General features: G+C 70.7%; 19 protein-coding genes. 10 read left to right on the forward strand and 9 right to left on the reverse strand.

Features of this window, described 5'->3' with window-relative positions:
* Positions 1 to 203: 203 nt before the first annotated feature.
* Together IB242_RS01585 and IB242_RS01590 are read right to left on the reverse strand one after the other, a co-directional pair.
* Positions 204 to 980, reverse strand: a complete 777-nt coding sequence (locus tag IB242_RS01585; RefSeq protein WP_192275445.1) for a DUF6624 domain-containing protein — start codon at positions 978 to 980, stop codon at positions 204 to 206.
* A gap of 430 nt (positions 981 to 1,410) precedes the next feature.
* Positions 1,411 to 3,168, reverse strand: a complete 1,758-nt coding sequence (locus tag IB242_RS01590) for a glutamine--tRNA ligase/YqeY domain fusion protein (RefSeq protein WP_192275446.1) — start codon at positions 3,166 to 3,168, stop codon at positions 1,411 to 1,413.
* A gap of 127 nt (positions 3,169 to 3,295) precedes the next feature.
* Here IB242_RS01590 and IB242_RS01595 point away from each other — a divergent pair, with 127 nt between their 5' ends.
* Together IB242_RS01595 and msrA are read left to right on the forward strand one after the other, a co-directional pair.
* Positions 3,296 to 3,556, forward strand: a complete 261-nt coding sequence (locus IB242_RS01595; RefSeq protein WP_192275447.1) for a DUF2007 domain-containing protein — start codon at positions 3,296 to 3,298, stop codon at positions 3,554 to 3,556.
* 10 nt (positions 3,557 to 3,566) lie between these two features.
* The gene (msrA, locus tag IB242_RS01600) at positions 3,567 to 4,229 is read left to right on the forward strand and encodes a peptide-methionine (S)-S-oxide reductase MsrA (RefSeq protein WP_192275448.1); all 663 of its coding nucleotides are present in this window, start codon (positions 3,567 to 3,569) and stop codon (positions 4,227 to 4,229) included.
* A gap of 191 nt (positions 4,230 to 4,420) precedes the next feature.
* On the opposite strand, the gene IB242_RS01605 is transcribed toward msrA, so the two are convergent.
* The 5 genes from IB242_RS01605 to IB242_RS01625 form a co-directional block, all read right to left on the reverse strand.
* Positions 4,421 to 5,590, reverse strand: a complete 1,170-nt coding sequence (locus tag IB242_RS01605) for a hypothetical protein (RefSeq protein WP_192275449.1) — start codon at positions 5,588 to 5,590, stop codon at positions 4,421 to 4,423.
* A gap of 228 nt (positions 5,591 to 5,818) precedes the next feature.
* Positions 5,819 to 6,286 (reverse strand): hypothetical protein, encoded by a 468-nt coding sequence (locus IB242_RS01610; RefSeq protein ID WP_192275450.1) that lies wholly within the window; start codon positions 6,284 to 6,286, stop codon positions 5,819 to 5,821.
* Positions 6,283 to 6,774, reverse strand: a complete 492-nt coding sequence (locus IB242_RS01615; RefSeq protein WP_192275451.1) for a hypothetical protein — start codon at positions 6,772 to 6,774, stop codon at positions 6,283 to 6,285. The genes IB242_RS01610 and IB242_RS01615 overlap by 4 nt, the downstream gene beginning before the upstream one ends.
* 47 nt (positions 6,775 to 6,821) lie before the next feature.
* Complete coding sequence (locus IB242_RS01620) at positions 6,822 to 7,472, reverse strand: hypothetical protein (protein WP_192275452.1); 651 nt, start codon at positions 7,470 to 7,472, stop codon at positions 6,822 to 6,824.
* Positions 7,469 to 8,437 (reverse strand): transaldolase, encoded by a 969-nt coding sequence (locus tag IB242_RS01625; protein ID WP_192275453.1) that lies wholly within the window; start codon positions 8,435 to 8,437, stop codon positions 7,469 to 7,471. Before IB242_RS01625 ends, IB242_RS01620 begins: the two co-directional genes overlap by 4 nt.
* 226 nt (positions 8,438 to 8,663) lie before the next feature.
* Here IB242_RS01625 and pyk point away from each other — a divergent pair, with 226 nt between their 5' ends.
* The 4 genes from pyk to IB242_RS01645 all read left to right on the forward strand — a co-directional run bounded on the left by pyk (position 8,664) and on the right by IB242_RS01645 (position 15,152).
* Positions 8,664 to 10,130, forward strand: a complete 1,467-nt coding sequence (pyk, locus tag IB242_RS01630; RefSeq protein WP_192275454.1) for a pyruvate kinase — start codon at positions 8,664 to 8,666, stop codon at positions 10,128 to 10,130.
* A 60-nt stretch (positions 10,131 to 10,190) separates the two neighbouring features.
* Positions 10,191 to 11,498 (forward strand): HD domain-containing phosphohydrolase, encoded by a 1,308-nt coding sequence (locus IB242_RS01635; RefSeq protein WP_192275455.1) that lies wholly within the window; start codon positions 10,191 to 10,193, stop codon positions 11,496 to 11,498.
* 157 nt (positions 11,499 to 11,655) lie between these two features.
* The gene (locus tag IB242_RS01640; RefSeq protein WP_192275456.1) at positions 11,656 to 12,660 is read left to right on the forward strand and encodes a class I fructose-bisphosphate aldolase; all 1,005 of its coding nucleotides are present in this window, start codon (positions 11,656 to 11,658) and stop codon (positions 12,658 to 12,660) included.
* 176 nt (positions 12,661 to 12,836) lie between these two features.
* Entirely contained in the window at positions 12,837 to 15,152 is a 2,316-nt protein-coding gene (locus IB242_RS01645; protein ID WP_192275457.1) for a hypothetical protein, read from the forward strand.
* A 52-nt stretch (positions 15,153 to 15,204) separates the two neighbouring features.
* On the opposite strand, the gene IB242_RS01650 is transcribed toward IB242_RS01645, so the two are convergent.
* Positions 15,205 to 16,083, reverse strand: a complete 879-nt coding sequence (locus tag IB242_RS01650) for an energy transducer TonB (protein WP_192275458.1) — start codon at positions 16,081 to 16,083, stop codon at positions 15,205 to 15,207.
* The gene (gene gshB / locus IB242_RS01655) at positions 16,083 to 17,030 is read right to left on the reverse strand and encodes a glutathione synthase (RefSeq protein WP_192275459.1); all 948 of its coding nucleotides are present in this window, start codon (positions 17,028 to 17,030) and stop codon (positions 16,083 to 16,085) included. Before gshB ends, IB242_RS01650 begins: the two co-directional genes overlap by 1 nt.
* Positions 17,031 to 17,253: 223 nt before the next feature.
* Between gshB and pilG the strand changes: the two genes are divergently transcribed.
* From pilG to IB242_RS01675, 4 genes are read left to right on the forward strand one after another with little or no spacing between them, the layout of a single operon-like run.
* On the forward strand, positions 17,254 to 17,655 hold the full coding sequence (pilG, locus tag IB242_RS01660) for a twitching motility response regulator PilG (protein WP_192275460.1): 402 nt from the start codon (positions 17,254 to 17,256) through the stop codon (positions 17,653 to 17,655).
* Between the two features lie 19 nt (positions 17,656 to 17,674).
* Positions 17,675 to 18,040, forward strand: coding sequence for a response regulator (locus IB242_RS01665; protein ID WP_192275461.1), 366 nt, complete (start codon positions 17,675 to 17,677; stop codon positions 18,038 to 18,040).
* Positions 18,040 to 18,570: a chemotaxis protein CheW gene (locus tag IB242_RS01670; RefSeq protein ID WP_192275462.1), complete on the forward strand. Its 531-nt coding sequence runs from the start codon at positions 18,040 to 18,042 to the stop codon at positions 18,568 to 18,570. The genes IB242_RS01665 and IB242_RS01670 overlap by 1 nt, the downstream gene beginning before the upstream one ends.
* A 32-nt stretch (positions 18,571 to 18,602) precedes the next feature.
* Positions 18,603 to 20,639, forward strand: a complete 2,037-nt coding sequence (locus IB242_RS01675) for a methyl-accepting chemotaxis protein (RefSeq protein WP_192275463.1) — start codon at positions 18,603 to 18,605, stop codon at positions 20,637 to 20,639.
* Positions 20,640 to 20,721 lie beyond the last annotated feature (82 nt).

The raw sequence follows: 20,721 nt of genomic DNA on the forward strand, positions 1-20,721 counted from the left end.
CGTGGACCGGTGGGGCGAAAGACGGCGCGCAGTGTACGCGCTGCCGATGCACGCTGCCGTGCCGGCAGCGCGGCAGCGTCTTTCGAAGGCCGCTCAGGCAGATGGCTCCGGTCGCGTGGATGCGGTGCGGGCGGCGCCGGGGGGGGGGGCTCGCCATGCTCACGGGCGAGATACAGGGGTCGCCGCGCATGAAGCGCGCCGGCTCAGGGCGCGGCGTGCCGGGCGCGCAGCAGCTCCAGATAGGCCTCGGCCGTCCCCATCGCCATGTCGCGCCGACGGGCATCGAGTCCGGCCGCATCCTCGACAGGCGCCAGCACGAGCGTGCCTGTCTCGCCGGTCACGGTCTGCGTGCCATAGCGTTGCGGCAGTCCCTGCGCCAGCAGGACCCGGTCGGTCAGCATCGCGAACTGCTGGCGCGACATGCGGCGCTCGCGCATCAGCGGTTCGGCCAGCGCCAGGGCCCGCTGCTGCAGGGCCGGGTCGTCATCGGCGTGCTGCACGAGCAGGAAGAAGGTGGACACGCCGTCCCGGCCGACCATCTCGGGGCCGGGAAAACCGACGGTGTCGAGGATCTGCGCGACGCGCGCGTGGTTGTCCGCATCGGCACGGGCGACGGCTTCCTGCAATGCAGGATCGGGGGTGCCGGCGCGGACGCTCTGCGCGTAGGCATGACGGGCGTCCTGGTCGGCGGCCACCATCCTGCCCAGTTCCCGGCGCAGTTCGGTGTGGGTCAGGGGCGTGTATGGCGCTGCCAGCGAGCGTGGCGGATCGAGCTCGGCCAGCGACCTGCCGGCATCGATCCCGGCCTGGAGCGTGTCGATCACGTCGTCCATGGATGGCAGGCCGTAGAAATCGCGGTAGAACAGATGGCCCCTGACTGGAACCGCCGGCACCACGCGTCCGTGCTCGAGCGCGAACAGCGTGCCGAACTGCTGGGTTCCGCGGTGATCGCGCTCGATCCTGTCGTTGAGGTGGGCCACGGCCAGCGCATCCACATCGATGCCTACGCGGCTGGAAACCAGGTCGATGACCTCCTGCTGGTAGCCGTAGTCGGCGGAGGCGCGCGAGCAGGTCGCCGGCCGCGTCGATCGCGGCGGCGCCGGCGACCGGCGCAGTCGGCCAGCCGGTGTCGGTGAGAAGCCGCCGGAACTCAGCCAGGTCGCCGTCCGAGAGTGGCGCCTGTGCCCGGCCGTGCAACCGCAGCCAGGCGTCCGCGATGTCCTGGCGGAAGACCGTGCCGCTGGCGATGCGCGGCACGCTGGAGGCGACGTCGGGAGAGCCCGCCGCCGGCATGGGCAGCAGACCGGTGGCGATGGCGACCAGCAGTGAAAGCGCGGCGGGCAATCGGTTCATGGCGATCCTGCATCCTTGCAAGAGCCGGTCGGAATGCCCGACCGGCAGGGGGCGGCGCTACTGCGACCAGGTGTCGCGCAGGGTCACGCTGCGGTTGAACACCGGCGTTGCGGCGCTGTGGTCGTAGCGGTCGGCGACGAAGTAGCCGGTGCGCTCGAACTGGAATGCCTGTTCCGGCGCGGCCTGGGCGGCGGCCGGCTCGATCCAGCCACGCACGCTGCGCTTCGAGTCCGGATTCAGGTGGTCGCGGTAGGTCTTGCCGTCGGACTCGTCGTCCGGCTTCTCCACCGAGAACAGGCGGTCGTACAGGCGGATCTCGGCGGCCACGGCGTGCACGGCGCTGACCCAGTGGATCGTGCCCTTGACCTTGCGGTTGGCGCCTTCCATGCCCGGACGCGATTCCGGATCCAGCCAGCCGCGCAGCTCGACGATCTCGCCGGCGTCGTTCTTCACCACCTCGTCGACGCGGGCGATGCCGGCACCGCGCAGGCGCACTTCGCCGCCCGGCACCAGCCGCTTCCAGCCCTTCGGCGGGACTTCGGCGAAATCCTCGCGCTCGATCCACAGCTCGCGTGCGAACGGCACCTGGCGCTCGCCGAAGCTGGCGTCCTTCGGATGGTTGGAGAAGGTCAGCTGTTCCTCATGGCCTTCCGGCAGGTTGGTCAGCACCAGCTTGATCGGGTCGATGACGGCCATGCGGCGCGCCGCGGCGCCGTCCAGGTCCTCGCGCAGGCAGCCTTCCAGCACCGAGAAATCGATCACCGAGTTCTGCTTGCTGATGCCGACGCGGTCGACCAGCAGGCGCAGCGCGGCCGGCGTGTAGCCACGGCGGCGCAGGCCCTGCAGGGTGTACATGCGCGGGTCGTCCCAGCCGTCGACCAGCTTCTCGGCCACCAGCTGGGTCAGCTTGCGCTTGCTCATCACCGTGTAGTTGATGTTCAGGCGCGAGAACTCGATCTGGCGCGGCTTGGCCGCTTCCAGCGGCAGCCCCTTGGCCTGCAGCGACTGCAGCAGCTCCGGGTGGCCGGCCAGATCGACGTTGTCCACGCACCAGTCGTACAGCGGACGGTGGTCCTCGAACTCCAGCGTGCACAGCGAGTGGGTGATGCCCTCGATCGCGTCGCCCAGCGCGTGGGCGAAGTCGTACATCGGGTAGATCGGCCAGTCGTTGCCGGTGTTCTGGTGCTCGACGTGCTTGATCCGGTACAGGGCCGGGTCGCGCAGGTTGATGTTGCCGCTGGCCATGTCGATCTTGGCGCGCACGGTGCGCGCGCCGTCCGGGAACTCGCCGGCGCGCATGCGCGCGAACAGGTCCAGGTTCTCCTCGACGCTGCGCTCGCGGAACGGCGAGTTGCGGCCCGGCTCGGTCAGGCTGCCGCGGTAGGCGCGGACCTGCTCGGCGTCCAGGTCGCAGACGAAGGCCTTGCCGTCGGCGATCAGCTTGCGCGCGGCCTGGTAATAGACCTCGAAGTAGTCCGAGGCATGGCGCAGGCTGGCCCAGTCGAAGCCCAGCCAGCGCACGTCGTCCTGGATCGCGCGCACGAATTCGGGGTCTTCCTTGGCCGGATTGGTATCGTCGAAGCGCAGGTTGCAGCGGCCGCCGAACTCGCCGGCGATGCCGAAGTCCAGACAGATCGCCTTGGCGTGGCCGATGTGCAGGTAGCCGTTGGGCTCGGGCGGGAAGCGGGTGCGGATGGCCTGGTGCTTGCCGCTGGCGAGGTCGTCGCGGACGATCTGGCGGATGAAATCCTTCTTCTCCGCAGGAGCGGTGTCCGGGGTCGGACCGGGGACGACGGGGGAGGCGGGCTCGGACATGTGGGCGGCAGCTTGGACAAAGGCGGAAGTCTAGCCGGTCCAGGCACCGGGCGCCGGCCCGGCGGCGTTCATCCGGGCAGGAAGGCGCGGCGTATGCTGGCTGCGCTCCCACCCGCCAAGGACCGCCATGCAGGTCGCCTACCGCGCCAACAACCTGATCGACGCCCATCTGGCCCGGCACGTGCTCGAGGACGCTGGCATTCCGGCCTTCGTGTTCGGCGAGAACCTGCTGGGCGCGGGCGGCGAGCTGCCGCTGTTCGGGGTGCTGCGGGTATGCGTGCCCGACAGCGCGCTGGACGAAGCGGACGCAGCGTTGCGTGCGGCGGGCTTGGGCGAAGAGGGCGACGCCCCCATCGAAGCGGACGACCCCGGCATGCTGCCGGCCTGAGGACACGACCATGCTGGGTATCGGTGCCTGGAAACAACGTCTGCCGCGCGCGGAGGATGCGCTGCCTGGCCGCGACACGCCGATGCCGCTGCGCGACGTGCACCACGTGCATGGCCGACCGCTGCGGATCGATGCGCCCGGACTGGAGACGCTGGACGTCGGCATGGGCTGCTTCTGGGGCGCCGAACGCAAATTCTGGAGCCTGGACGGCGTGGTCACCACCGCGGTCGGTTACGCCGGTGGATCGACTCCGAACCCGACCTACGAGGAAGTGTGTTCCGGCCTGACCGGGCACACCGAGGTGGTGCGCGTCGTCTACGACCCGGCCACGGTCGGCATCGAGCGGCTGCTGCAGGTGTTCTGGGAGAACCACGACCCGACCCAGGGCATGCGCCAGGGCAACGACGTCGGCACCCAGTACCGCTCGGCGATCTACAGCGCCACGCCGCAGCAGCATGCGGCCGCGCTGGCCAGCCGCGACGCGTTCCAGAAAGGACTGGACGCCGCCGGCTTCGGCGCGATCACCACGGAGATCCTGTCGCCGCCGCCGGCGTTCTACTTCGCCGAGGACGCGCACCAGCAGTACCTGTCCAAGCATCCGAACGGCTACTGCGGGCTGGGCGGCACCGGCGTCAGCTGCCCGGTCGGGCTGGCGTCGCCGATAGGGGGCTGACGGCAGGGGCGGTTCCGGTCGCGAGCGGAGTCGATCCGCCGCGGCATGCCGCGCTGGATGCGGGCAACCGACCGCGAACGGGACGGAGGCTGGGGCTGTTCGCCCGTCTGGCCAGCGCCCCATGCTCAAGCCGGCGGCAGCTGCCGACGCGCCGTGCGCAGCGGGCGTCGGCACTGCTTCCGGAGCGATGCTTAGCCTTCGGCAGTCGCCAGCCCGGGACGCGTGCGCTCGCATGCCGCGTCGCTCTCCCCGGCCTTGACCCAGTCGATCCGCTGGTGGTCCAGATCCAGCACCGGCAGTTCACGGCACCAGCGGCGTGCGTGCTCCGGCCCACGGTCGTACCAGCGTGTCGAGATCGTTTCGGCTCTTGGCGGACGACCGGGCGTGTGGCGCCAGACCAGCAGCCCATCGCCCTGCGGCTGGTCCGCGTCCTGGCAGTCTTGGTCCGGTTCCAGCCGCAGGCGCCCATCAGCGCCGTCGATGATGCGCGGCGTCTCGACGATGCGACCGTCGCGGTATTCGGGCAACACATAGCAGCTGCGCAGGCGGCCATTGCGGCGCACATCGAGGAACCAGCTCCCGCGGGTCTCGACTTCCTGCAGGCGGCCATCGACCCAGCGCCAGACGCTGACGCCGTGCGAGGCGGCGCCGCCGCGCGAGAAGGTGTGGATCAGCTGGCGGGCGGGGTCGAACTCCGGCGAAGTCACCGCGCCCAACAGGTCGCTGATGTCCTCGAACAGTCCGGTCCGCGGATCCTGGCGCCAGTACTGGTAGGGGATGTTCGGCCCGGCGGGCAGGAACTGGGCCAGCATCAGGTCGGCATGCCCGTCGAAATCCAGGTCGACCACTTCCGGCAGATATGGATCGCAGCTGCCCTGCGACTCCGCCGGCAGTACCTGCACGCGGTGGCCGTCGCGATGGATGCCGATGGCGACCACGCCGGGCGTGTTCATGCAGGCATCGTCCTGTGCGGGCAGCGGGCCATCGAGGAACACGCTGAGCTGCCAGGGCCGGCGCGGGCCGTCTGCACGCAGGTCCACCGGCAGCCGGCGCCGGCCATCCGGGCTGAGCCAGTCGCCCCGCCAGCCATCGGCCGTGCGCCGCAGCGTCCAGCGACCGCTGGCGACGCCATCGACGGTTTCATCGATCAGCGCCTGGCCCTGCGCGTTCACGCGGCCGTCCAGCCGCAGGCGCGGTACGCCCCCGGTCTGGCAGTCGCGCGCATGGCAGTAGAAGCCGTCGATGCGTCCATCGACGATGCGGAAGCTGTCGAGCAGGATCGGCTGGGTGCCGATCGTGCCGTGCAGGCTGCCGCTCTCGACCATCACCTCGATGCTGCCCGGCGGCCCGGCCGGCGTCACCGGCGATGCAGGTGCGACAAGCGGCAGCAGCAGTGCCAGCAGCAGGGCGGGGAGCCGGGAGGGGATGCGGACGTCCTGGGCGCGGCGTGCGGCGTCAACGTGGATCGACGAAGGTGACGGTGGTGCGGGCGGCGATGCGTGGGCTGTGGACGCCGCCGGTGATCGACGCGGCCCGTTGGGAGCGGGGCATCGCCGGTACCGGACCGGCCTGGCAGAGCGGCGCACGACTCAGTCGTCGCCGCAGGGGGTGAGCATACGTGCAACGCCCTCGGGTGCGAGCTCGAACACGCAGCGCACCTCGATGCCGGATTCGTAGGTGCGGTGTCCGGCAAGTGCCAGCCGCAGGTGCGGACCGGCGCTGCTCCAGTGCGTGCTGTCGATGTGATGCAGGCCGGCCGCCACCAGCATGCGGCTGGACGCGACCTGCCAGCCGGGAACGCCGGCGGCATCGTCCGGCTGCAGCCATTGCACGTGGACTTCGCTGGACACATGTTCGTAGCCGCGATCGACGACGATCGCCCTGACGGCTCCGGGCGTATCGCCGGGCCAGCGTGCGCTGGATACCGTGGTGACACCGGCATCGATCGTCGGTGCGGCATCGCCGGCGAGCGCGGCCGGGCGTGGCGCCAGCAGCGCGAGCAGTATCGGCAGCAGGGTGCGCAGTGTCGGGCTGCGGCGGGTCGCGGCGGGCTTCATCGGCCGGGCGCCTCCGGCGTCGCATACAGCGTCGCCAGCGAGTCGCCGCGCGGGGTGACCAGATCGTCCAGCTGCCAGCAGCGCGCCGCGTCGCGCACCAGCACTAGGCGGACCTCGTGCGGCGTGCGCGGGCCCTGATCATCCAGCGCGAACGGATAGCGCATCGCCACGCTGACGCCATGGCCGTCGTCGGCGATCAGCGTGAACGACGGCGGGGCGGCCATCTCCCCGTCCTGCGCGCCCAGCCACGGGTCATGGTCCAGGTGGCCGACCTCGCCGTTTGCGTAGGCCCATTCGCGCTGCAGCAACTGCGCGAACCGCGGCGTGAGCCGGGACAGGTCTCCGATGCGCGCCGCGGAGTGGAAATCGGCGTGGTCACGATGGAACGCCTGCGCCCAGGCCTCCGCCGACGGGCACCGGCCGTGGGCGCCCGGGGAGAACGACAGGGCAAGCAGGGCGGGGGCGAGCAGACGGGACAGCGTGTTCATCGGGGTGTCGTTCCTTCGACTTCGATGCGGCGTGCGGCCGTGGCGGCTCAGAGCCGGCTGACCGAGCAGACGTAGATCACTTCGCAGGCGCCGGCGCCGCTGTCGTCGCGGCGGGTGGAACTGCGCCAGCGCCAGCCATCCTGCGCCTGGATCTCGACCAGCCAGCCATCGATCCGCACCCGGTCGTCCTGCGCGACGGCCTGCAGCGCCTCGGCGACGGCCAGGTCGGACGGAATCATGTGCATGTTGGCGCTGGAGCGGACGATCTCCGCCAGCGGCAGCGGCAGCGGCGGCTGGTCGCTCCAGCGGTAGCTGTAGAAGCGGCCGCCCTGGCGGATGTCGAGCTGGTCCAGGACCTCGTCGCGGGTCATGCCGTTCCAGCCCAGGGCCAGATCGAGCGGCGAGTAATCGGCCTCGCGGCCCTGGTGGTAGTCCCGACGCGACAGCACCCGCGCATCGACGCTGAACCCGGCCAGCGGCTTCGCGCTGGCATCGGCCAACGCGAAGCCGCCCAGGCCGGGCGGCACCGGCGTCTGCAGCGGCTCGGCGCCCGCGCGCACGACCGGCGGCGGCGGGCAACCGGCGGTTCCCGCCCCCAGCCCCGACGGCAGCGACACGCCGCGCGGCGAGGAGGGCGAGAACCACCAGCCGGCCAGCCCCAGCAGCAGGGCGGCCAGCAGCAGCCGGTTGAGGGTCACGCCAGGCGCGTGGCGATGTCGGCGCGCAGCGCCTGCAGATCCTTGTCGAACGCGGCGATGCCGTCGCGCAGCTTTTCGGTGGCCATCGCGTCGGCCGCCAGATCGGCGGCGAACGAGGCCTCGGTCACCGGCGCGATGGTGCGCTGCTCGCGCGCCACCGGCGCCAGCTTCCGTTCGACGGTGCCGCTGTCGGCATCGAGCTGCTCGAGCAGGTCCGGCGAGATGGTCAGGCGGTCGCAGCCGGCCAGGGCCAGCACCTGCTCGGTCGAGCGGAACGAGGCGCCCATCACCACCGTGGCCGCACCGCGGCGCTTGAACTCGTCGTAGACGCCGCGCACGAACACCACGCCCGGATCCTCGTCGATGCTCGCCGGCACCTGGCCCTGGGCCTTGTACCAGTCCAAGATGCGGCCGACGAACGGCGAGATCAGGAACGCGCCGGCCTCGGCGCAGGCGATGGCCTGGCTCTGGTTGAAGATCAGGGTCAGGTTGCAGTCGATGCCCTCGGCCTGCAGCGCCCGCGCGGCCTCGACGCCCTCCCAGGTCGCGGCGATCTTGATCAGCACGCGGTCCTTCGGGACCCCGCGCTCGGCATACATGGCGATGAACTTGTGCGCCTTGGCGACGGTGGCGGCGGTGTCGTGGGCCAGGTCGGCATCGACCTCGGTCGAGATCCGGCCCGGGATCAGCGCGCTCAGGCGCGCGCCCACGCCCACGGTCAGGCGGTCGGCCACTTCGTCGACCACGGCCTTGTCCGCCTGCGGCCGGGTCCGGGCCCAGGCCAGCTCCTGGTCGATCAGGTCGGCGTAGACCGGCAGGTCCAGCGCCTTCTTCACCAGGGTCGGATTGGTCGTGCAGTCCACCGGCTTCAGGCGCCGGATCGCGTCGTAGTCGCCGGTATCGGCCACCACGACCGACAGGTCGCGCAGTTGCTGGAGCTTGGAAGCGGTGGAGGCGGCGGTCATCGTGGTCGGGTCCATGGCGTTGGGTGGGCCGCCATCCTACCGCGCGCGTTGTGCCTTGGCCGTACACCGTGGCGGCGATGCTGCGCGTGATCGGCAGGCCGGCCTGTCGCGCGGCCCGCCGGCAGCTGTCTCCATGCTGTCGCGCATGGTGTCCGGGCGACAATGACAGCGCTGCCGACAGCGCCGCCGGATCATGGTAATTTCACCGGTTTTCCGGGGAGCCCTCATGACCGACCACCTGCGCCGCACCAAGATCCTTGCCACCCTCGGGCCGGCCACCGACGCACCGGGCGTGCTCGATGCGCTGTTCCGTGCCGGCGTCAACGTGGTCCGCCTGAACTTCTCCCACGGCGACCCGTCCGGCCAGGCCAAGCGCGCCGCGGACGTCCGTGCCGCCGCGCAGCGGGTCGGCGCCGAGGTCGGCATCCTGGCCGACCTGCCGGGCCCGAAGATCCGCATCGAGCGTTTCGCCGAGGGCAAGATCAAGCTGAAGGCGGGCGACCGCTTCGACCTGGTCGCCTCGCCCGACGCGCCGGCCGGCGACACCACCCAGGTCGGCGTCAGCTACCTCGGCCTGCCGGGCGACGTGAAGGCCGGCGACGTGCTGCTGCTGGACGATGGCCTGATGCAGCTCAAGGTCGAGGACGTGCAGGGCGAGCGCATCGTCAACACCGTGCTCAACGACGGCGTGCTGTCCGACCGCAAGGGTCTGAACAAGCAGGGCGGCGGCCTGTCGCTGGGTGCGCTGACCGAGCGCGACAAGGAGCTGATCGGCATCGTCGCCAAGATCGGCGTGGACTTCATCGCCGTCTCGTTCTGCCGCAACGCGCAGGACATGAACGACGCCCGCGAGATCGCCCGTTCGCACGGCTGCGATGCCGCGCTGGTGTCCAAGATCGAACGCACCGAGGCGATCGACAACCTGGTCGAGATCGTCGAGGCCTCCGACGTGGTCATGGTCGCCCGTGGCGACCTGGGCGTGGAGATCGGCGACGCCGAGCTGCCGGGCCTGCAGAAGAAGATCATTCGCGAGTCGCTGGCGCAGAACAAGGTGGTGATCACCGCCACCCAGATGCTGCAGTCGATGGTCGAAAGCCCGATCCCGACGCGCGCCGAGGTGCTGGACGTGGCCAACTCGGTCATCGACGGCACCGACGCGGTGATGCTGTCGGCCGAGACGGCAGCCGGCGCGTATCCGGTCAAGGCGGTCGAGGCGATGGCCCGCATCTGCCTGGGCGCCGAGCGCCAGTTCCAGACCGACACCGACTTCGGCAAGGCCGCCCGTGGGCTGGAGCGCGCCGACCAGGCGATCGCGATGGGCACCATGTTCCTGTCCCAGCACATCGGCGTGCGCGCGATCGTGGCGATGACCGAGTCCGGTGGCACCGCCCGTTACCTGTCGCGGTTCCGCGCCAAGGCACCGATCTACGCGATCACCCGCCACGACGGCGCGCGCCGACAGATGGCCCTGATGCGCGACGTGTTCCCGATCAACTTCGACAGCCGCGGCCTGACCCCGCGCGAAGCCGCCCGCGGCAGTATCCGGGTGCTGGTCGATGCCGGTATGCTGTCCGGCGGCGATCGTGTCGTGTTCACCAGCGGCGAGCACATGGAGACGCACGGCGCCACCAACACGCTGCGCCTGCTCGAGGTGGGCCCCGACGGACGCGCGTCCGGCCTGGGCGAGCTCTGACGGTCCCGCCGGAGCCCGGATCCACCCGCCGCAGGCCTTGGCCTGCCATGGGATGGAGCCGTGCTCTGGAGTCTGACGGACCAGGAAATTCCGGGGAGTGAGGACCTCCTCCCCGAACGTCCCAACCCGCATTGCCTGGATCGCCTGATCCAGGCAGCGCCGGTACGCGAACTCATCGCCTGCGAAGACATCCGCGACCAGCGCGGAGTGCTGCTGTGGGCGCGCGGGCAGGCGGTCGATTCCGGCATCCGCGAACGCCTGATCGCGCGGCGCCTGCTGCGCCCGCTCGAATCCTCCCTGACGTTCCGCGACACGCTCGGCGCGATGGAGGTGCTGGCGTGCGCGCGCCGGGTGCTGGACGAGCATCCGGCCGTGGCCCGCCTGCTCGGCCCCGATTCCCAGCAGGTGCTGGCGATCCTGGGCCAGGCGCGGCTGCTGAAGGGGCCTGGCATGCTGCTGACCGCGCTTGCGCAGGAGCGTCCGGCCGCGCTGGCGCACGCCGCACTGGTCGCGATGATCAACATCTGGCTGGCGATCGGCCTGGGACGCGGCGAAGGCGGGCTGCTCGATGCCGCCGAGTCGGGCCTGATGCACGACCTGGGCGAGTTCTACCTCGCCCCCGAGGTACTGCACCCGCCGGCCGGGCGCATGTCGTTCGACGCCTGGCGCGCGCTGTCGGTGCATCCGGTGGTCGGCTGCGCACTGGTGCGCGAAGCCGGCGGCGTCTATGACGAGGCGCTGGCGGTGGCCATCCGCGAGCATCACGAACGGGTCGATGGTTCCGGCTATCCGGCCGCCAGCGGCGCGATCTCGCCGCTCGGCCGGCTGCTGCTGTGCGCTGAGGTGCTGGCCACGCTGCTGGCCGGCAGCGATCACGTGCTGGTGCGGGCGCGGATCGCGCTGCAGATGATTCCCGGCCAGTTTCCACGCGAGGTGGTCGGCCTGGTCGCTGCGCGGCTGCGACTGCTGCCCCACGATCCGCCGGGCGAGGTCGATCCCGCAGCGCTGCAGATCACCGTGTCGGACGTCCTGTACCGGCTCGAACGAGTGTCCGCGGCGGCCGACGCATTGAGTGCCGGCGATCTGGAGCCGTCCGACAGGCAACTGCTCGGGCGTCTGAGCGAACAGGTCGCGCGCTACACCATGGCGATGCACGACTGCGGCGCGCATGCGCTGGTCGGCAAACACGACTGGCTGCAGGCCGACCCGCAGGCCGCGGACGAGGTGTTCCGGGTCGCGCGCGAGATGGCATGGCAGCTGCCAGGGCTGCATCGGCATGTGGAGTTGATGGTGCGCTCGCGCGCGACGCAGCCCGGGCGCTGGCAGCCCCTGCTCGATGCGTTCGATGCTGGCGCCGGAGCCGGCTGAAGCGGCGACTTCGCGCGGTGACGCGCGTTGCGATGACCGCGCCGGACGCCGGTATTTCAAGTCTGGATTGAACCGGCCGCAGCCATTCCCTGACGGAATGGTCATGCGCGGGACGGCTATACTTCACGTTTCCCCCGCCGCTGCCATCAGGACTTCCATGAGCATCGAACAGCTTGCAGACACCGCCCAGGCCATGGTCGCGCCGGGCAAGGGCATCATCGCGATCGACGAGTCCACCAGCACGATCGGCAAGCGCTTCGCCGGCGTCGGCATCGAGAACACCGAAGAGAACCGTCGCGCCTACCGCGAGCTGCTGCTGACCACGCCGAAGCTGGGCGACTACATCTCCGGCGCGATCCTGTTCGACGAGACCATCCGCCAGTCGACCAGGTCGGGCATCGCATTCCCGAAGTACATGGCCGAGCACGGCATCATCCCGGGCATCAAGGTCGACAAGGGCGCGCAGGCGCTGGCCGGCTTCCCCGGCGAGCTGGTGACCGAAGGCCTGGATGGCCTGCGTGCGCGGCTGGAGGAGTATTACAAGCTGGGCGCGCGCTTCGCCAAGTGGCGTGCGGTGATCAACATCGGCGAGGACATCCCGACCGGTACCTGCCTGGAGGTCAATGCCCACGCGCTGGCCCGCTATGCGGCGCTGTGCCAGGAGCAGGGCCTGGTGCCGATGGTCGAGCCGGAAGTGATCATGGACGGCGAGCACGACATCGAGACCTGCTACGAGGTCACCGAGGCGACGCTGCGCGCGCTGTTCGGCTCGCTGTACGAGCAGAACGTGCTGCTGGAAGGCACCATCCTGAAGGCCTCGATGGTCATCTCCGGCAAGGGCTGCGAGGAGCAGGCCGACGTGCAGGAAGTGGCCGAGTCGACCCTGATGTGCCTGAAGAGCACCGTGCCGGCGATCCTGCCGGGCATCGTGTTCCTGTCCGGCGGGCAGAGCGACGAGCAGTCGACCGCGCACCTGGACGCGATGAACCGCCTGGGCCCCAATCCGTGGCCGCTGAGCTTCTCCTATGGCCGCGCGATGCAGGCCGCCGCGCTGCAGCTGTGGTCGAAGGACCCGGCCGGCAACTTCGCCAAGGCCCAGCAGATCGTCTACGAGCGCGCCAAGGCGAACGGCCTGGCCGCCCTCGGCAAGTGGGAAGGCTGATCCACCTGCGCTGATCGATGCAGCCGCGGGCGTGACCGCGGCGATACGACGCCGGCCCCGTGCCGGCGTTCGTCTGTCCGGCCTCCAGGCTGGACGCCACTGCGCGGCGGCAGGGGTCATCCGCCGACACGGCTGCGCGCTGCGCAGCGCATCACCCGCAACCAGGAGCATCATCGATGAGGATCATCCGCGGCGGCCTGTTCGCCATCGCCATCTCGCTGCCGGCGCTGTCGGCCTTTGCCGCCCCGTCGACGGCCGCTGCATCGCAGGAGCGCGTCTATTTCGTCGGTCACCGCGTCAGCGTCGAAGGCTACGGCGGCACGACGCTGCGCAGCTTCATCGGCCTCACCCTGGACCGGCACCGCGACGGCAGCCAGGCGCTGCTGACCCGCGTGCTGTGGGGAGGGCAGTCCGGTAGCGGCCGGTCCGTCGGCCTGCTGCAGCTCGATCCCGAGGATCCGCAGCTGAGCGACTACCTGGATGTGATGAGGAGCGGCTTCCGCATCGACATCGATGCCAAGGGGGCGATCAGCGGCATGGCCGCGGCCGACCAGGGGGCCTGGGAGGCGGTGATCAAGGATGAGCCGCGGATGGCGAAGATGTTGATGCCGCAGGACCAGCTCCTGGGCATGCGGCCGATGGCGCTGCCCGCCTGCCTGCAAGTGGGGCAGACGATCGTGACCAGCGACGACAGCCCGCAGTTCGGTCCGGTCGCGCGGCATGCGCAGGTCCGGCAGCTGGACGATACGCACGCGCTGCTGGATCTGGAGCTGAAGGGCGAGCGGATCAGCGGATACGGCCGCCAGGTGGTCAGCCGCGCCGATGGCATGCCGCTGGAAGCCTGGCTGCATCTGGAAATGCCGGAGCACGATGACGGCACGCCGGCGACCCACACGCTCATCTACCTGGTCGACATCGCAGTCGCGCGCGATCCGGTGGCGATGCTGGAGGACGATGGCCTGTTCTCCCGCGAGGACCATGTTGCCGGGCTGCTGGCGGAGGCGCCGTTCTCGGTGCCGTCCGACGACCCTGCGATGTTCGCGCTGGAGGCGGTGGCCGACGGACAGCTGCAGGCGTGGATGCCCGATCCTGCCCTGCTCGAACGCTTCGATCGCAGCGCCGGCTTCGTCGCCGAGCAGGAAGGCGATGCGTACCGCCCGCTGCTGCACCTCGGTGGCCAGCTCGCGCCCAAGCGACGCTACGCCCCGGAGTCCGACGCGAGGCCGGCCTGGCAGATCGTGCGCCTGCGCGGTGTCGAGCTGCTCGATGCCGATGGCAGGCCGATCCCGGGACTGGATGCGCTGCCCACCGTGCGCGACTGGACCCTGGTCGACACCTTCGGCGTGCAGGAGCCGGAGGCCGGTTTTCCGTTCCGGCTGCCGATCGGCGCGACCGTGGCCCAGGTCGAGGCCGTGGAGCGCATCGTGCTGGACGCGCAGGTCGAAACATATCGCTGGGATGGCGTCGAGCAGGTCGATGCCGGCGCACAGCCGAAGCACACCGACGTCCTGCTCGAATGGGGCGCACCGCACCGGGTGACCGTCGTGATCGCCGACGACGCGGACGGCCAGGCAGGCACCTGGGCCGGCGTGGTGCCCTACGATGCCGCCGGGCGCCAGATCGCGTCGACGCAGGTGGATCATCGTCCGCCGCAGGTCGGTGCCGGCGCCGATGGCACCCCCCCGGTGCTGGACTGGCAGCGCCGGCGCGCACCGATGCGTCTTGAACTGGCCGCGGCCGCGCCGATCGCCAGCGTGCGGCTGCAGCGCTACCGTTGGGAGTGGCAGGACCGTGCCCTGGTGTTCCGCAATGCCGGCGGCGTGGCGCAGGGCGGGCCGCTGGTCGGCAGCATGCAGATCGACGAGCCCGATCCGCGCGATCTGCCGCCGTCCCCGCTGCGTGGCGAGGCGCTGCTGGACGGGCTGCGTGCCGACGGCAGCGGCTATCCGTACTGGTCGCTGCGGCTGCACGCGCCGTCGGAGCTGGTGGTCTGGGCATCGCGGCTGTGCCGGGTGGAGTCGGCCGCCGGCGGGCGACTGCAGGGGCGTGCATCGATCGAAATGCGCGCGCCGGGGCTCGGCTACGGTGGTGCCTGGGCGCTGGAACCGGGTGCGGCCGCCAACGAACGTGGCACCTGGCATCTGCTGCCGGACGATGCGTTGCTGGCCGACGATGCGCTGCCTGCGCGCTGGCCGGTCCGGGCCGAGTGCCCGGCATCGGTGGAACGTGTGCGCGAGCCGGTGGCGGGCTCGGCGTGCTTCGCCGCCGAAGGCGATGGCTGGCTGCGGCTGCAGGCGGCCTGCCGCACGCGCGTGCTGCAGCACGACGACCTGCTGATCGGCCGCGACGCCGACGGCGTGCGTCTGGCATCGATTCCGGCCGATGCGCGCGAAGACCGCGTGCGCTTCTGGGGCGAGGTGGCCGAGATCGACTACATGCTGACCGGCGAGCGCCAGGTGCAGCGCACGATCGAGCTGCCGCAGGCGGAATGAAGCTGGCGTGGCCGGCCGCACCGCGCAGGCGGGTGGCCGGCCAGGACCGCCGTCACTCGTCGCGCATCGAACCGCCCGGCAGGAACGACCAGGTCCGGGTCACGTGCAGCACGTCGATGTTGTCCGAGGTGTCGGGCAGGGGCGGGAACGGAGCGGCCAGCTGCACGATCCGCAGCGCGCCCTCGTCGAGCAGCGGCGTGCCGGACGAGCGCAGGATGCGGGCGCTTTCGACGCTGCCGTCGCGACGCACGCCGACGCTGATCACCACCTGGCCGCCGAGCCGGCGCCTGCGAGCCTCGTCGGGATAGTTCAGGTTGCCGATCCGCTCGGCCCGGTCGACCCAGCCGCGCAGGTAGTTGGCGTAGGCGTACTCGCGGGTGCTGGCCGACACGAACTTGCGGGTCGGGCGCTTGGCGTACAGCTCCGAACGCAGGTAGACCTCGGCCGCCAGCCGCGCCATTTCCGCGTCGCGCTGGGCGCGGGCGCCGACCGCGCGCGGTGCCGGTTGCGGATCGGGCTCGCGCGGCTGTGCCTGGGCCACCGGCTCCTCGCCACGCCGGCTCGCCACCACCCGCGCCTGCGGTGCGGGGGCCTCGGGGGCCTGCTGCTGGACGGCCGGCACCGGCATCTGCCCGGGATCGGTCATCGGCGCGATACCGGCCTGCAGCTCGCGCGGGCGCTGCGCCTGCTCATGCTCGCCGCCGCCACGGTTGTTGGCCTGGGCCAGGAAGTCGGCCTGCTCGGGCGTCAGCGCGGTCCGGGTCTGGCTGAAGATCACGTCCAGCGTCGGCACCAGCGGCGCATCGTCGTCGAACGCGAATCCCAGCCCCAGCACGAGGATGCCGTGGACCAGCAGCGACAAGGCGAGGGTGGCGTTCAGCCGCTGCTGCTCGCCGATCCTCGGGGCGGTGACGGCCGGGGTCCCGCTCATCAGGCCGGATCGGCCTCGAGCGCGTCGAACAGCGTGCCGGCGATGTTCAGGCCGAACTGGGCATCGAGTTCGCGCACGCAGGTCGGACTGGTGACGTTGACCTCGGTCAGATAGTCGCCGATCACGTCCAGGCCGACGAAACGCATGCCGCGGCGCCTCATCTCCGGACCGACCTGGGCGGCGATCCAGCGGTCGCGCTCGCTCAGCGGGCGGCCTTCGCCGCGGCCGCCGGCGGCGAGGTTGCCGCGGAACTCGTCGCCCTGCGGAATCCGCGCCAGGCAGTAGTCGACCGGCTCGCCGTCGACCAGCAGGATGCGCTTGTCGCCGTCGACGATCTCCGGCAGGTAGCGCTGGGCCAGCGCCAGCCGGCGGCCGCCATCGGTCAGCGTTTCCAGAATCACGTTCAGGTTCGGGTCGCCGGCCTGGCTGAGGAAGATCGAGCGCCCGCCCATGCCGTCCAGCGGCTTCAGCACGACCCGGCCCTGTTCGGCCGCGAACGCCTTCAGCTCGGCCGGGGCGCGGCTGATCCGGGTCGGCGGGCAGCACTGCGGGAACAGCAGCGCCGCCAACTTCTCGTTGAAGTCGCGCAGGCCCTGCGGGTCGTTGACCACGCGCGCGCCGGCCGCCTTGGCGATGTCGAGGATGTGGGTGTCGTACAGGTACTCGCCATCGAACGGCGGGTCCTTGCGCATCAGCACCAGCTGGCCGGGGCCGAAGGCCAGGTCGGCGTACTCGCCAAGGGTGTACCAGCCGGACGGGTCGTCGCGGACCTGCAGCGGCGCGACCCGCGCCAGGGCGCGGCCGTCCTTCAGCGACAGGCCGCCGGGGCGCACGTAGTGCAGCCGGTGGCCGCGGCGCTGCGCCTCGAGCAGCATCGCGAAGGTGGTGTCCTTGACGATCTTGATCGACCCGATCGGGTCCATCACCACGATGACGTCCAATGGCATGACGGCGCTGGCGGAAGGGGGGGAGGCCGCAGATGGTAGCCGATCGTCCGGTGCGCCCGCCGGGCAGGCGCATGCGCGCAACTGAGACGGGAGTCGCACTGGCGTCGCCGGGAGCGGCGGGCGCCGCGGTGCCGGTCTTGACAGTCCTCGGCCGGACTGGGATATAGGTGGCTTCGCAGCGGTGCCGGAAGGCATGAGCGCCGCGCATGGGGGAATGAGGGTAATGACTGACAACACGGCCCCTGCGGGGGCACTCGGCGGTTTGCGGGTCATGGTGATCGACGATTCCAAGACCATCCGCCGGACGGCCGAGACGCTGCTCAAGCGCGAAGGCTGCGAGGTGGTCACCGCCAGCGACGGGTTCGAGGCGCTGGCCAAGATCGCCGACCAGCAGCCGCAGATCATCTTCGTCGACATCATGATGCCGCGGCTGGACGGCTATCAGACCTGTGCGCTGATCAAGGCCAACCAGAAGTTCAAGTCGACGCCGGTGATCATGCTGTCCTCCAAGGACGGCCTGTTCGACAAGGCCCGTGGCCGCATCGTCGGTTCCGAGCAGTACCTGACCAAGCCTTTCACCCGCGAAGAACTGCTGGGCGCAATCCGCACGTACGTCAACGCCTGACCGGGGGGCAGGCAACAACATGGCTCGAATCCTGCTGATCGAAGACTCGCCGACAGATCGGGCGGTCTTCACCCAGTGGCTGCAGCGCGGCGGGCACCAGGTGATCCTGGCGACCAATGCCGAGGACGGCATCGCCATCGCCCGCAAGGAGCGTCCGGACCTGGTCCTGATGGACGTGGTGCTGCCCGGCATGAGCGGCTTCCAGGCCACCCGCGCGCTGACCCGCGACGAGGCCACCAGCGACATCCCGGTGCTGATCGTCAGCACCAAGAGCATGGAGACCGACCGCGCCTGGGGTATGCGCCAGGGGGCGGTCGACTATGTGGTCAAGCCACCGCGCGAGGATGAGCTGATGCACCGGATCAACCAGCTGGTGTCGCGCTGATGCGGACGCCGTTCGACATCCTGTCCGACTACGAACGCCGCAGCCTGGCCCACGTGGTGCAGCTGCCGGCGCGCGAGCTCGGGCCGGACACCTGGCGTGGCGTGGGGTTTCGCGTCGGGCGCAGGCGCCTGGTCTCGCAGTTCGGCGAGGTGGTGGAGATCCTGCCGATGCCGCCGGTCACCCCGGTTCCGGGCGCGCAGCCCTGGCTGCTGGGCATCGGCAACCTGCGCGGCAACCTGTTCCCGGTCGTCGACCTCAAGCTGTTCCTCGAAGGCGAGCGCACCGTGCTCCAGGAAGGGCAGCGCGTGCTGGTGATGCGCCAGCAGGGCGGCGATGTCGCGCTGACGATCGACGAACTGTTCGGCCAGCGCAGCTTCGACGACGCTCAGGCGATCGACCACGCGCCGCTGGCGCAGGGCCGCTACGCGCACTTCGTCGATCGCGCCTTCCGCAGCGACGACATCGACTGGGCCGTGTTCTCACTGTCGCGGCTGGCCCGCACTCCCGAATTCAGGCAGGCCGCCGCCTGAGCGGCGTTCTGCATCCAGATCGAGGCTGACCCATGAGTACTGCAGCGGATTCCCCCAAGACCAGCCGCATCGGAGGCGTGAGCACCGGCTTCTGGCTGGTCGTGCTCGCCGTGTCGGTGATCGTGTTCGGCGCCAACACCGGCGTCGCCACCTGGCAGGGCAACCGCCTGGCCGGCGCGGGCACCGGCGCGGCCGACCTGCAGGTGCTGTCGCAGCAGCTGGCCAACCAGGGCCGCGACGCGGTCTCGGGCAACGCCGCGGCGTTCAAGGAATTCGGCGCGACTAAGGGCCGGATCGACACCACCGTCGCCGACCTGCAGTCGCGCTTCTCGGCCGAGCCCGGCGTGTCCGGGCCGCTGCAGACCCTGGGCACGACCTGGGCGCCGCTGGCGCAGAGCGCCGAGCAGATTTCGGCCAGCGAACCGGCGGTGCTGGCGCTGGCCGGCAACGCCGACCGCTTCGTCGGCCGCGTGCCGCAGCTGCAGGCGCAGCTCAACGAGGTCGTGCGGGCGATGACCGCCGGCGGCCTGCCCGCCTCGCAGGTGTTCAGCGCGCTGCAGCAGGTCGTGCTCGCCGGCACCATGTCGCGCCGCGTGACCGAGATCCGGGCCGGTGGCCCGGGTGCCGCGGGCGCCGGCGACGCGCTGGTGCGCGACGCGCTGGTGTTCGGGCAGGTGCTCGACGGCCTGCGCGACGGCAATACCGACCTCGGCATCGCGCCGCTGCGCAACCCCGCCGCGCTCGCCGCCCTGGAGCAGTCGCAGGCGCAGTGGGAGGAGATGCGCCGCGACCTGGATGCGATCCTGGGCAGCTCCGGCAATCTGTTCGCCGCGCAGGCCGCGGCGGCCAGCCTGACCGCCGGTTCGGGCGCGATGCTGCGCGACAGCAAGCGGCTGTTCGAGGCGTTCTCCGCGTTCGGTTCGATCCGCGACACGCGCCTGTTCCCGAACATGTGGCTGGGCATCGCCTCCGGTGTGCTGGCCCTGATCGCCCTGGCCGGCTTCATCTGGAGCTCGGTGCGCGGCCGCCAGCGCGAGCAGGAAGTGCGCTACCAGGCGCAGGTCGAGTTCAACAGCCGCAACCAGCAGGCGATCATGCGGCTGCTGGACGAAATCAGCTCGCTCGGTGAGGGCGACCTGACGGTGAAGGCCTCGGTGACCGAAGACATGACCGGCGCGATCGCGGACGCGATCAACTACGCGGTCGACGAGCTGCGCAACCTGGTGACCACCATCAACGACACCTCGGTGCAGGTCGCGGCGTCCTCGCAGGAAACCCAGGCCACCGCGCTGCAGCTGGCCGAGGCGGCCAACCACCAGGCCGAGCAGATCGGTGCGGCCTCCGAGCGCATCACCGAAATCGCATCGAGCATCGAGCAGGTGTCGCGCAACTCCACCGAGTCGGCCGAAGTGGCGCAGCGCTCGGTGTTCATCGCGGCCGAGGGCGCCGGCGTGGTCCGCGAGACCATCCAGGGCATGGACCAGATCCGCGACCAGATCCAGGAAACCTCCAAGCGCATCAAGCGCCTGGGCGAGTCCTCGCAGGAGATCGGCTCGATCGTGGAACTGATCAACGACATTTCCGAGCAGACCAACATCCTGGCGCTCAACGCCGCGGTGCAGGCGGCGGCGGCCGGCGAAACCGGTCGTGGCTTCGCGGTCGTGGCCGACGAAGTGCAGCGCCTGGCCGAACGCACCTCGGGTGCGACCCGGCGCATCGAAAGCCTGGTCCAGGCCATTCAGGCCGACACCAACGAGGCGGTCAGCTCGATGGAGCAGACCACCGCCGAGGTGGTGTCCGGTGCGCGCCTGGCCGAGGACGCCGGCACCGCGCTGACCGAGATCGAGCGCGTGTCCAACGACCTCAACGACCTCATCAAGCGCATTTCCGGTGCTGCGCAGCAGCAGGCCGGCGCCGCCTCGGACATCACCCGCACGATGGACGTGGTCCGCCAGATCACCGGCCAGACCTCGCGTGGCGCGGGGCATACCGCCGAGTCGATCGGACACCTGGCACAGCTGGCGGCCGACCTGCGCCGCTCCGTCGCCGACTTCAAGCTGCCGGCCTGAGGGGGCATGCGATGGGGGATGGCAGCATGACGAACTCGCACGATCTGTCCGTGGCGCGATGCCTCCGGCACGAGCGGAGGTG

The sequence above is a fragment of the Xanthomonas sp. XNM01 genome (assembly GCF_014851915.1).
Classification (GTDB): Bacteria; Pseudomonadota; Gammaproteobacteria; order Xanthomonadales; family Xanthomonadaceae; genus Pseudoxanthomonas.